Here is a 12,980-nt window from a genome sequence, read left to right as displayed (position 1 = left end):
AGCAGCGAAGCGGCGGAGCCATGCGGAATCATAGCAAGCTTAAGCCGAAGAGACATGCTTGCATGAGAGAGGAAGCGAGACTTTAAGACACACCCCCGCATGAGCAAGGAGCGGGCCGAAGGGCCGCGGGAATGCGAATGAGGGAGCTGGCGGTGCGTGCAAATCGCCGGACGCCGGGGAAGCTGCACAGATTAGCGGAAATGACAGCGCGGCGGGGAAGGACAGCGTCCCCCTTGGAATGGGAATAGAAGCAGTACAGAAAGAGCAGTAAAGCAGAGCTACATGGAGAGGACCTATGGCCTTAGAGAAGAATAAGAGTGCGAGAAGACCCTACACGGAGCGAGAGACGGAGCTGGAGAAGACGTCTTCTGAGAAGGCCGGGTCCGGGGGGAAACCGGAGCGGCAGGATTCGGAGAAGAAGAGCAAGGAGGCAGGAAGGTCCGGACCGGAAGAAACGGGAGCCGGGCGGGATTCTTCCGCAGGGAATGCGTCCGGGAAAAGCACTTCAGAGGGAAAGGCTTCGGAAAAGAAATCTTCCGGCGAAAATACTTCCGAAAAGAGCGGGGAGGCGGGAAAGTCCTCTCCGGATTCTCTGAGCGGGCAGGGAAGCGCTGAGAAGCGAAGGGAGGAAAAGCCGGAGCCGGAAAAGGGAGAGGGAGAAGGGGAAAAGACCCAGAACCCGAAGAAGCGCTATCGGAAGAGCCATTCCCTTCCCGCCTCGGAAGAGAGCGGAAAGTGCGCGGAGAAGGGAGCAGCCTCCTCCGGAAGCGATGCGGAGAAGAAGTCCGGAAAAGAGAAGGAAGCGGAGAGCGGAGAGGAAGCGGAGAACAAGAAAAAGCCGGAGAACGGGAAGAAGCCGGGGAGCGGCAGGGACCATATCGATGTTCTCCGCATTCATTCCGGCGGGGAAGAGGAGATCGAGGCGGAGCGGCTCCGCCGGAAAAAAAAGAAAAAAGCGCTGATCCGGAGGATTATAGGAATCGCTGTCCTTGAGATTCTGACGCTTGGGGCGGTCTTCTGCGTCTGGGCGGTGCAGTACCGCCTGAGCAGCGTGCAGGAGGTCGAGTTCAATACGGAGAAGGTGAAGAACACCAATATTGACGTCACGAAGCAGCAGCAGATGCAGGGCTACTGGACGGTGGCGGTCTTTGGCGTGGACTCCCGGGACGGGAGCGTCGGAAAGGGCGCGAACGCGGATGTGCAGATCGTCGTAAACATCGACATGGGGACCGGAGATGTGAAGCTTCTCTCCGTTTACCGGGATACCTACCTGAATCTCGGAGCGGGCAGCCGCTTCGCGAAGATCAACGAAGCCTATGCGGACGGCGGGCCGGAGCAGGCCGTCGCCGCCCTGAATAAAAACCTGGACCTAAATATCGAGCATTACGCGACCTTTAACTGGAAGGCTGTCGCGGACGCGATCAGCATGATCGGCGGTGTGGATGTGGATCTCACGGAAAAAGAGGCATTTTATATGAATGCCTATATTACCGAGACCGGCGTGAAGGGAAAGATCACCAATAATCCCGCGGCGGAGTACATCAAGGGACCGGGGAAGCAGCATCTGGACGGACTGCAGGCCGTGGCCTATGCCAGACTCCGTTATATGGACGATGACTTCAGCAGGACGAGGAGACAGAGAGAGGTGATCTCCCAGGTGCTGGAAAAGGCGAAAAAGGCGGATCTTGTGACATTGACCTCCATTATCGACACCGTCCTTCCGCAGCTCGCCTTCAATATCAACGCCGGAGATCTCGTGCAGCTGGCAAAGGGAATTTCCCGCTACAATATCGTCGGCTCCGAGGGCTTCCCGAAGGATTTAAAGACGCAGATGATGGGGAAGAAGGGAGACTGTGTCATACCGACGAGCCTCGCTTCTAACGTCACCTGGGCTCACTCTTTCCTCTTCGGAGACAACGATTATAATCCCTCCGATGCGGTCTGGACCTACAGCAAGCGAATCGGGGAGGACAGCGGAACCTATCGGAGCGGCGGCACGCCGAAGGAGGATCGCAGGAAATCCGGCGCCGGAAGGGACGAGGAGGAGACGGAGCAGGTCTACCGGAAGAGTAAGAAAAAGCAGAGCACGGAGGACAGCGGGGAGACAAAGAGCCGGAGCAGCGGGGAAAGCACCTCCGAGACCGATAAAAACGGAAGCCGCAGCCGAAAGGGAAGCGGAGAGTCAGAGAGCCGGAAGACGGATGCTGCGAAGGACTCCGGAGGCAAGAGCTCGGAGAAGAACGGCTCTTCCGAGAGCTCCGCAAAGAGCAGCAGTTCCTCACAGGATACGGAGAGCAAGGGCTCAGGCAAGAACCGATCGGAGAGCAGCACCCAGGACGGAAATGCGGGCCCGAGCCAGACCGAGGGCAGGACGCAGGAGAGCAGCCGTTCCTCCGAGGGCCAGAAGTCCCGTGAGACGACGACGGAGCAGGACGACGCCCCCGGAAAGGAAACCAAGAGCACAAAGGCGCAGGAGAGCACGAAGAAGGATGATTCCCCTGTGCAGACGGACAGCCCCGTAAAACCGGGGAATGATGCCTCCGTGAGTCCGGAGCCGGGCCCCGGCGGGGATTCGGGAAACTAGAGAAAGTCGGATTCCACCGAGAATAAATCAGCAGGAAAGAGATTGAATTTTGCACCGGCGTTTTCCTCTGCCGGTGCAAATACATGTATGCGCGAAGAGAAAGGCAGGCTCATCGATGAATACAAAAGACCGATATGCAGAGCGGATCATGGACGCCTATGTCCTTTTGATGCTGTGTTTTTTTCCGCTCTTCACTCTCAGGGGCTACCGGGATATTCTCAAGGACCGCTTTAAGGCCTTTTGTATCTTGACAGGCGGGGCGGCTGTCTTCCTCCTTCTCGTTTTTTTATATCGCTTCTTCTTTGAGGGGGATTTCCTATATCGCCGCCGCGCAGCGAAAAGGGGAGCGAAGAAGGAGGAGAAAAAACCCTCTCCCGGGCCGCACGGTTTGAGAGAAAGAATAAGCGCCTTTTTCCCGGCATGCAGGCTCTTTTTTGAGGACCTGGAAAAAGCGCTTCGGGAGACCGGCATCGTAAAAAAGCCTCTTTCGACAGACCTCCCCATGCTCCTTCTGATCGTGGTTTACCTGGTCTCCATGCTCCGCTCCGGCTATCTCTATGAGACCTTCTGGGGCATCTGGGGCGCCCAGGAGGGGAAAAGCGGAGGCGGGAGATGCATGGGCTTTCTCACGTGGTTTATGATCTTTCTCGCCTATTTCATGCTGAGCCGGATCTACCGGGCCAAGCTCTGGCATATCCTCCTGGGACTTTTCACGGGGATACTCGTCTGCCTCTGGGGGATTACGGACTTTTTCAAGATGAATCTCTTCCACTTTTTCGACGGCGTGGCTCCGGTCTACTGGGAGACCTTCGCCTCGAGCGTGGGGAATATCAACAGCTACACCAGCCTGACCGCGGTCTATATGGCTCTCTTCACGGTTCTTCACCTGAGGGAGGAGAAGAACTGGCTCCGCCTTTTTTATTTCGCGGGCATGCTGATCTCCTATATGGCCTGCTTCATGGGAAAGTCCGACAACGTGGCCCTTTCCTTCGCGGTGCTTTTTGCCCTCCTCCCCCTCTACGCCTGGAGGTGGAAGGGGAGCTTCCTCCGCTACTGGGAGTCGATCCTCGTTTTCCTCTCCTGTATGTGGATGCTGGGCTTTCTCACAAGGAGCGAGACGATCCCTCATATCGGAAATATCTATGAGAATGGAATTTTGCTCCGCATCGCGCTGGACAGCAAGATGCTCCCGATCGCCATTTTCCTTCTTCTCTTTCTCATCGGTCTCATGTACTACCTTTTCCTCAGGCAGGGAATCCGGAAAACGGGAGGGAGCATGGGGGAGAAGGAATACCTCGCCTGCTTTAAGCAGGCGCTTCCGGGCGGAAGGCTTCTCGTTCGGATCTGGGGCATCCTACTCCTTCTCTCCATCCTCTCCTTTATGATCCTCCTCTATATCGCAAACAGCGGGAGACCGCTCGGCGTGCTGGAGCCGTACCGGAATGTCCTGGTACTCAGCGACACCTGGGGAACCGGAAGAGGGATGAACTGGAAGTTCGGGATGCAGTATTTCATCAAGAAGATGGACCTTCTTCAAAAGCTCATCGGGATGGGGCCGGAGAGCTATTATGCAGTCACGATGGACAATTTCTTCCAGCAGATGGTGGAGGCGGAGTACGGCGTCTTCGACGCGGCGCACAACGAATATCTGAACTATCTCGTCACGATCGGGATCCTCGGGCTTGTCTTTTATCTCATATTCTGCGTCCGCTCGCTCCGCATCCTCTTCGGAGAGCTCGGGAAGAAGCTGGAGGACAGATCCTTCCCATCGGACTGGTGCGCCGCCGTCGGCTTCTCCTTCCTCGTCTACCTCGTGCAGGCGAGCGTCAACATCGCGGTGCCGATCGTCCTGCCGCTGGTTCTCGTCATCCTCTTCACCGGGCTTTCCGCCGCGCGCGGACTCCGGGAAGCGTCCTGATCCGCCGCCTGGAGAGCCCCGGGAATCAAAAAAGGACTTGACATTTTCCGGAGAGTCGATATAATACGAACAATCCTTATGGATTCCTTAATTCTTAGGTTCAGCTTTTTGTAATAATTCGTTGAATCTTTGTTATGTACTTTGAGGGATTTATGAGGTAGTATAAGGAAGGCAGCGGGCATTATATCTCTTAATTCATACATTTACCGCAGCTAAGCGTTATTTAAGAAAAGGACTTGAATAATTTAAGCTCGGAAGGTATAATAGTCCCGTAACTTTGGATATTGAATCCATCAATCAAAAAGGAGAGTGCATTTATTATGAGAAAGCAGACGAAAATCGTTGCAGCTCTTTCTGCAACCGCTTTACTCGCTCTTGGTGCCTCCGCTGTGACCTTCGCAGCTGGCTGGGACAACTCCACCGGAGCTTGGCAGTATCTCGATAACAACGGCAGCGCTGTTACCGATGCATGGAGAAAGTCCGGAGATTACTGGTTCTATCTCGATTCCGACGGAAGCATGGCTACCGATAAGCTGATCCAGGACGGCGATGACTACTATTATGTCAACGCGGACGGCGCGATGGTCAGCAATCAGTGGGTTGCTCTTGCAACCGACGACGACAGCAGCGCGGAGTACAGATGGTTCTACTTCGGCTCTGACGGAAAGGCCTACAGAGATCACAACGAGCAGGTGACTGTCTCCGATCTCAAGACCATCAACGGCAAGAAGTATGCCTTCGATCAGGACGGCAAGATGCTTTACGGCTGGATCGACAAGGACAGCAACACCATCAAGACCGGCGACGATGCCTGGGTTGATGCTGACTACTACTTCGGCGGCTGGAACGATGGCTCCGCTCAGAACGGCTGGGTTCAGCTGACGGTCAACACCGACTCCGTGAGAAGCGGCGACGGCGACGGCAGCGATACCTTCTGGTTCTACTTCGACAACAACGGAAAGAAGCAGAGCAACAAGAAGAAGAATATCAACGGCTACACCTTCTACTTCGATAAGTATGGCCGTATGATCGAGGATTGGTCCACCGCTACCAAGAACGGCGCGGACGGCTTCGATACTCCGGCGAACGCGACGGACAGCATTGTCTACACCAACGCGGACGGAGCTGCCAGAAAGAATCAGTGGGTCTGGGCTGTTCCGAGCGAGGACTACGACAAGGACGACTACGACGACGACTCCTACAGCTGGTGGTGGGCGCAGGGCAACGGCAAGATCTTCAAGGACGGCATCCGGAAGATCAAGGGCAAGAGCTATGCCTTCGACGAGAAGGGCCGTATGCTCTCCGGCATTGTCGGCGTTGTCGACGGACACTACACCAACAGATACAATGGCAAGGACAAGTGGCTTGATCTCTCCAAGGATGCTTACCTTGACCAGGCTGCCAGCCTTGGCGCGGATCAGAAGCTCTACTACTTCTCCAGCGACGAGAAGAAGGACGGCTCCAGGAAGTCCGGCTACCAGAACGTCGAGTTCGACGACGATAGCTATCAGATGTACTTCAAGACCAACGGTGAGGCGGAGAACAACTATGTCTCCAAGATCAAGAAGTATGTTGCTTACGGTGTGGTCCTGAAGGCTGACAACGAGGAGTCCAACCTCGCCGGCGTCCAGGTAGACAGCGCTAACCGCAAGAAGCTCGTCGGAAGGAACGTCGAGTACTATGGCACTGCGAACATCGCGGATGGCAACCATGTCCTCGTGAACGCTGCCGGTGCTGTGCAGGAGAAGAAGACCAATGTGAAGGACAGCAACGATGTCTACTATCTGACCGATAAGGACGGCGTCATCCTTTACGCTGGCGACAAGAAGACCTACAACAGCAAGAGCAAGGATCACGAGAATGAGATCACGCTTCCGAACGGCAAGAAGGTCTACACGGAGTAATTTCGGATTCTGCGGAATTACTTCTCGGGGCGCCGGGTTTACACCCGGCGCTCTTTGCGTGCGGACGGCGAGGGCCTGAGATGGACTCGGGGCTGTCCGCCGGAGGATTTTATGGTATGAGAGTCAGAGGAATTCGTTTGGCAGGGTTCTGCGTTCTTGCGGGGGCCCTGTCTCTTTCGGCGTGCAAACCGACCTATCAGACGAAGCTGGAGTCTCCCGCCCTGACGACGGCTCCGGAGTCGAAGGAGATTCGCCTCGACTTCGATCAGATTCACAGCGATGTGGTGGATGCTCTGAATGATGACGGCTACGATTTCGTGAAGGATCTGGATCTCAGCGGGGACAATGAGAAGAAGGAGTTTCTCATCCGGATCGAGATCATGGAGAATGTCTCGGAGGAGGCTCTGGATCTCTTTCTGTCGGAGCTGATGAAGGCAGTGGGAAATGCGGCGAGAACGCAGGATTTTCGCTACAGTGAGCCGGATAACGAGAACTTCGGCGGCGTATTTGAGAAATACGGCGTCCGCATCGTGATCCGTCAAAGCGGGAGCGCGGATCGCGAGATTGAGGTGAAGGCAGGGGAGAGCTTTCCTTTTTCGCCCTCAAACTAAGCTCCCGTTTTTCGCTTTGCCTTTGGACGGGGCGGGGCTCCTGTTCCCTGCTCCGCGATGAAAGCCTTGCTCCCTTGATTTGACAAGAGCTTTCCCATTCGATATGATGATACGGTGCGGTGAAGTGAAGGAAGGGAAGCGGGGCGGCAGCTGTCCGCCCGGAGGACAGGAGCTTAGATGAGAGAGAGAGAACAGTATCAAAAGGTGATCCGTGCGGCCTTCTGTGCTGTTCTCCTTTTTTTGGATGGAAGGCTCTTTCGCTATGTCTGGATGCATTACTACAGTCCCCTGATGGAGACTGTCTTTTTTCGGAGGGGACACTGGCTGGTGCTCTCCCTCTATCTGATCTTCCTCTTTGCTTTTATCGGGATCTACGGCGGATGGAAGGCGGGCTATCACAGGATTGTGAACCTGATTTCCTCCCATGCGCTGGGGCTTCTGATCGCGAATGTGCTTAGCTATATCGAGATCGTGGCGCTGACCAAGAAGATGGTCTCCGTCCTTCCCCTCTCCTGCCTTTTCGTGCTGGAGATGCTGATCTCCCTGGTCTGGTCCATCGTCTGCACGAGGCTCTACCGGATGGCCTATCCCCCGCACCGGGTTCTTCTGATCTATGAGGAGAAGCCGGACCGATACCTCCTCGATAAGCTGAAAAGCCGGGGGGACCGGATCAGCCTGGCAGCGGAAATCAGCCTGAGGGAAGGGATGGAGGCCGTGCTGCGGGAGATGGAGCAGTACAGCTGTGTCCTCATCTATGATATCCCCTCCCGGGAGAGAAATTATATTCTAAAGCAATGCTACCGCAGGGGAATCCGCTGTTATCTCACACCGAAGCTTTCGGATATCCTGATCCGAAGTGCGGAGAATCAGCATCTCTTCGATACTCCTCTTTATCTTTGCAGAAACTCAAGCCTCACCATCGAGAGGGCATTCTTTAAGAGGCTGACGGATATCCTGATCTCCGCGCTCGGGCTGCTTTTCTTCTCGCCCATCATGTTTTTGATCGCGCTTTTCATCCGCTTCGAGGACCGGGGGCCCGTGATCTATCAGCAGGAGAGGCTCACGAAGGACGGCAGGCATTTTCACATCTATAAGTTTCGGAGCATGCGGGAGGATGCGGAGCGGGACGGGAGGGCGCGCCTCGCCGAAAAGGATGATGAGAGGATTACCGCTGTCGGCCGCTTCATCCGGCCGTTTCGCCTGGATGAACTCCCCCAGCTATGGAACATTCTCCTCGGGGAGATGAGCCTCGTCGGGCCCCGGCCGGAGAGGCCGGACATCGCGGCGGCCTATGAGGAGGAGATCCCGGAGTTTTCCTATCGCCTGAAGGTGAAGGCGGGACTTACGGGCTATGCCCAGGTCTACGGAAAGTACAATACGACGGCCTATGACAAGCTGAAGCTGGACCTTATGTATATCCAGAACGGAAGTCTGATGATGGATATGGAGATTCTCCTTAAGACGGTCCAGATCCTTTTTCAGAGAGAGAGCGCAGAGGGAGTCCGGACAGAGGACAGGCAGGAATGAAGATCTATTTTATCAATCCGCCCTTTCGGGCGGAATACGGAAAGTTTTCCAGGGAGTCGAGGAGTCCTGCCGTGACGAAGAGCGGTGCGCTCTATTACCCGCTCTGGCTGATCTATGCGGCGGTCTGGGCGGAAAAGCAGGGGCACAGCGTAGAATTTCTGGATGCGCCCGCGAAGCCTCTCAACGAGGCGGAGTCCCTCTCTCTCATCCGGGAGAGGGCGGAGGGCTGCCGCCTCTTTGTGCTGGATACCAGCACGCCCTCCATCTACCGGGACATCGCCTTCGGAGAGGCACTGAAGGCCCGCTATCCGGAGGCCTTTATCGCCCTTGTGGGGACGCATCCGACGGCTGTGCCGGAGGAGACACTTCGGCTTGGCCCCGGGATTGATCTCATCGCGAGAAGGGAGTACGACTTTACGATCAGCCGACTCGCCTCTCTTATCGAGGGGAGCGCCTCCCGGGCGGAGGCGCTCTCAGGGCTTTCCGGGATTTTGGGGATAAGCTTCCGGGACGGGGCAGGGCTGATCCATCACAATCCGGACGCCCCCTATATCGAGAAGCTGGATGAGATCCCGATGGCCGCGGAGTTTATCCGACGGCGCTTAAACTACCGGGATTATTTCTTCCCGGCCGCGGAGTATCCGGAGATTCAGATCTTCACGGGGCGGGGCTGCCCCTGTCACTGCACCTTCTGCGTCTATCCGCAGACCATGCACGGGCACCGCTACCGCCTCCGCTCTCCGGAGAATGTCGTCTCGGAGTTCTCCTATATTGCGGAAAATTTCCCGGATGTGCGGGAAATTGTACTGGAGGACGACACCTTTACGATCGACAGGAGAAGGGTGGAAGCGATTTGCAGACTCCTCATCGAGCGGGGGCTTCAGAAGCGCTTCCGCTGGCTTTGCAATGCGAGAGTCAATACCCTGGACCTTGATACCATGAAGCTCATGAAAAAAGCGGGCTGCCGTCTGCTGATCCCCGGGATCGAGAGTGGAAACCAGGGGATTTTGGATGCCATCAAGAAGGGGACGACACTCAGCCAGGTGCAGCGCTACATCGAGGACAGCAGAAAGGCAGGGCTCTTGGTTCACGCCTGCTATATGGTGGGAAATCCCGGGGAAAATCGGGAGACGATAGAGGAGACCCTTCGCCTTGCGCTCCGTCTGAATACGGATACGGCGCAGTTCTTTCCTTTGATCCCTTATCCGGGGACAGAGGTCTATCGGCTTGCGAAGAAAAACGGCTGGCTCAGGGCATCGAGCTATGAGGATTACTGCAAGCGGGACGGCACACACAATACCGTGCTGGATCTCCCGGAGCTGAGTGCCGAGGAAATGGTGAACTTCTGTGACAGGGCGAGAAGGCGCTACTATCTGAGACCGCGCTACATCCTGCACCGCCTGTGGATGGGGCTAAAGGACCCGGCGGACCTCGTGCGCTCTCTGAAGGCCTTCGGGAAGCTCTGGCGCTATCTTCTGAAGAGAGGAAACGGAAAGGGATGAACGGTTCTGCCGCCGGGAGGACCGCTTCCGAACGCTTCTTTCTGCCGGAAGCTCTCTGTGGGCGGGGAGCAAGGCTCGGCAGGGGCAGGCGGCCTGCGGCCTTCACGCCGGGGATATCCGTCTTTCCATGAACAGGGGAAGAGCCGGGCGGAAATCGGCAGCCTGCAGCTATGCGTGATGGCGTATTCTTCTTTCCGCGGGCGGGGGAAGAGCTGAGCTAAGAGCGGCGGCCTGCAGCTATGCGCACTGGTTTATTGGTCTTTCTGCGGGCAGGGGAAGCGTCGGACGAGGAAAGAGGAGGATGGAGTCATAATGGAGCGGGTGCTGGTCCTGCTGTCGACCTATAACGGAGAGCGTTATCTCAGGGAGCAGCTTGCGAGTCTCTTTTCCCAGGAGCTCCCCGAGGGGACAGAGCTTCGCATCCTTGTGCGGGACGATGGCTCTTCGGACGGCACGACAGCGATACTTCGGGAATATGAGAAAGAGGGGAGACTTTCTTTTTACCGAGGGGAGAGAAATCTGGGTCCGGCCGGGAGCTTTCTCTCTCTCATGAAGAGGGCGGAGCACTATGATTGGGGGGAGGAGAGAGCGGAGGCACGTACTTATTATGCGCTCTGCGATCAGGATGATGTCTGGCTCCCGGATAAGGTCTCGAGGGCTCTCTCCCTCCTTTTTGAGACGGGAAGGGAGGAGGCCGCGCTCTATTATGGGCTTCCCCGCCTGGTGGATGCGGAGCTTTGTCCCCTGCCGCTTCGGAGGGACGCGAGGGAGAGGATGCTTGATTTTGCATCGGCCCTCATAAAGAGCAATTCTACGGGCTGCACGATGCTCTTTACACGGGCGCTTCTTCTTAAGATCAACCGCTCGGAGCCGGATACGGAGAAGATCACGATGCATGATGAGTGGATCCACAAGGGCTGTCTTGCGATCGGAGGGAGGCTTATCTTTGATGAAGATACGCCGATTCTCTACCGGCAGCATGGGAACAACGCGGTGGGCTGCCAGAGCTCCGGGGGAGCGGTGCTTAAGCGCTATCTCCATTCCCTGCTCCATCCCGACCGGATTCACAGTGAGATGGCGGGGGAGCTCCTCCGCGCCTTTTCCCGCGATATGAGTCCGCTCAAGAGGGAGCTCTCGGAGGAGGCCGCCTTCTATCGGAGGAGTCCCGGCGCTTCGCTCCGGCTTTTCTTCGACAGGAGGATCCGGACCGCCTACCGAAAGAGGAATTTTCTCTTTCGCCTTGCGGTGCTGCTTCGGATCTTTTAAGCGGGGGGAAGGATGGAGAGCTTTTATCTTATTTCTGTGCTTTATCAAAAAAAGCTCCGGGCGCTTCGTTCCCTCCCGCAGTTTATCAGGCTCTGCGGAGAGTATCCGGAGACGGAGATCCTGATTTTTGATAATTCCGAGGACGCCGCGCTCTTAACGAAAAACCGGGAGGAGGCCAAGAGATGTGGAATATCCTATCTCTCAGCGGGGAGGAATCTCGGGCTCTCCGCGGCCTACAACCGCTGCCTCCTGGAGCTTGACCAAAGAGAAAAGGACAGGGCATCTTCCGGCGGGGCTCCTTTTGAAAAAGGGGAGAATGCGGAGGGGGATTATTGGATATTTCTATCGGATGACGACAGTCTTTTCTCAATGGAATATCTGAGGAATGTCCGGGAGAGCTGCCTTGAGGGAAGAGAAGCGGAGAAAGCTTCGGGAGGGGAGAGATTCCCGGAGCTCCGCGCGGGGATGGTCCGCTCCCTGCGCGGCCCCCTTTCCCCGAAGAAGTCCTATCGGCTTTTTGAGAGGGCAGGGGACTTCGTGAGAGCGCCGGGGCATTACCGGGGGCTCTACTGCATCAACAGCGGGCTCTGCATCTGCCGAAGCCTTCTTAGGGAGCTCGGGGGCTTCGAGGAGAGGATCTTTCTCGATATGCTGGACTACTGGCTTATGGACCGGCTTCGGGAGAAGGGACTCGACCGCTTTTGGATCCTTCCGGGGGAGATCCGGCAGGATTTTTCCGGTGCCTCCTTTCCCGGGAGGGAGAGAGCGGAGAGAAGATACCGGATTTATCGGAGGGACTTTCAGCTTTACTGCCGCATCACGGGGAGGAGCAGATTATTTTCCTTCCTCATGCTTTTTAAGAGGAGGCTTCGTCTGAGCTATGACGAAATTCTACATCGTGTGCCATAAGCTCTCAGAGCTCCCCGCGCTTCCGGGCTATGTGCCGATCCTCGTCGGGGCGAAGGACTTTTCGATCCCTGGTTCCCTCCGGGATGACAGCGGGGAGGAGATCTCAAGGAAGAATCCGAACTTCAACGAGCTCACCGCGCTCTACTGGATCTGGAAGAATGACCGCTCGGATTTCGTCGGCCTCTGCCACTACCGGAGATATTTCATGAAGGGGCTGTCCCCCCGGCGCTATCTGACGATTTCGGAGGCGGAGCGGGATCTTCGGAGACATGACATCATCCTTCCGGAGCCGATCACGGGCCTTCGGACCACGGTGCGGGAGCTCTATCTTCGGACAGGGGGGAGAGAGAAGGATCTGGAGGCGCTGGAGAGCCTGATCGAGGAGCGCCTTCCGGATGATTACTCGGCCTACCGGGAGCTGATGGGAGGGTATTCCGCCTCCTATTACAACATGGCTGTCATGCCGAGAGCTCTTCTTGAGCGCTACTGCGGCTGGCTCTTTCCGCTCCTCTTTGAACTGGAACGGCGGATCGACCTCTCGGGACGAAGCGAGCGGGAGGGGAGAGTCTTCGGCTTTCTCGCGGAGCGTCTTCTGAATGTCTTTGTAAGGACGGAGCGTCTCCGCGTCCGCCGCCGCCCGGTTTATGTCCTGGGAGAGAAAAACTACAGCCTTCGGATCCTCTCGGAGAGAGCGAGACAGGGACTTTGCTCCCTCCTCCGTGAAGAAAGCGCAGAAGTCTGCCATCAGGCAGACTCGGA

The 12,980-nt window shown here is 56.5% G+C and carries 9 protein-coding genes; all 9 read left to right on the top strand.

What is annotated here, in order from left to right; all coding sequences use genetic code 11:
* Positions 1-295 precede the first annotated feature (295 nt).
* Positions 296-2,584, top strand: coding sequence for an LCP family protein (locus HMPREF1986_RS01030; RefSeq protein ID WP_021772851.1), 2,289 nt, complete (start codon positions 296-298; stop codon positions 2,582-2,584).
* A gap of 115 nt (positions 2,585-2,699) precedes the next feature.
* A complete protein-coding gene (locus HMPREF1986_RS01025; protein WP_021772850.1) occupies positions 2,700-4,502 on the top strand; it encodes an O-antigen ligase family protein in 1,803 nt (600 codons plus the stop codon).
* A 320-nt stretch (positions 4,503-4,822) separates the two neighbouring features.
* A complete protein-coding gene (locus HMPREF1986_RS01020; protein ID WP_021772849.1) occupies positions 4,823-6,406 on the top strand; it encodes a hypothetical protein in 1,584 nt (527 codons plus the stop codon).
* Positions 6,407-6,522: 116 nt separating this feature from the next.
* Positions 6,523-7,017, top strand: a complete 495-nt coding sequence (locus tag HMPREF1986_RS01015) for a hypothetical protein (protein WP_242837340.1) — start codon at positions 6,523-6,525, stop codon at positions 7,015-7,017.
* A 177-nt stretch (positions 7,018-7,194) separates the two neighbouring features.
* Positions 7,195-8,544 (top strand): sugar transferase, encoded by a 1,350-nt coding sequence (locus HMPREF1986_RS01010; RefSeq protein ID WP_021772847.1) that lies wholly within the window; start codon positions 7,195-7,197, stop codon positions 8,542-8,544.
* Positions 8,541-10,046: a B12-binding domain-containing radical SAM protein gene (locus HMPREF1986_RS01005; RefSeq protein WP_021772846.1), complete on the top strand. Its 1,506-nt coding sequence runs from the start codon at positions 8,541-8,543 to the stop codon at positions 10,044-10,046. Before HMPREF1986_RS01010 ends, HMPREF1986_RS01005 begins: the two co-directional genes overlap by 4 nt.
* A 312-nt stretch (positions 10,047-10,358) precedes the next feature.
* Complete coding sequence (locus HMPREF1986_RS01000; RefSeq protein WP_021772844.1) at positions 10,359-11,312, top strand: glycosyltransferase family 2 protein; 954 nt, start codon at positions 10,359-10,361, stop codon at positions 11,310-11,312.
* A 12-nt stretch (positions 11,313-11,324) separates the two neighbouring features.
* Positions 11,325-12,221: a hypothetical protein gene (locus HMPREF1986_RS00995; RefSeq protein ID WP_021772843.1), complete on the top strand. Its 897-nt coding sequence runs from the start codon at positions 11,325-11,327 to the stop codon at positions 12,219-12,221.
* On the top strand, positions 12,193-12,980 hold a 788-nt coding region (locus HMPREF1986_RS00990), incomplete at its 3' end, for a DUF4422 domain-containing protein (protein ID WP_021772842.1). The genes HMPREF1986_RS00995 and HMPREF1986_RS00990, both read left to right, overlap by 29 nt.

The sequence above is a fragment of the Oribacterium sp. oral taxon 078 str. F0263 genome, from assembly GCF_000469565.1.
In the GTDB taxonomy this organism is placed as follows: domain Bacteria; phylum Bacillota; class Clostridia; order Lachnospirales; family Lachnospiraceae; genus Oribacterium.
This window is presented reverse-complemented; position numbering and strand designations above follow the sequence as displayed.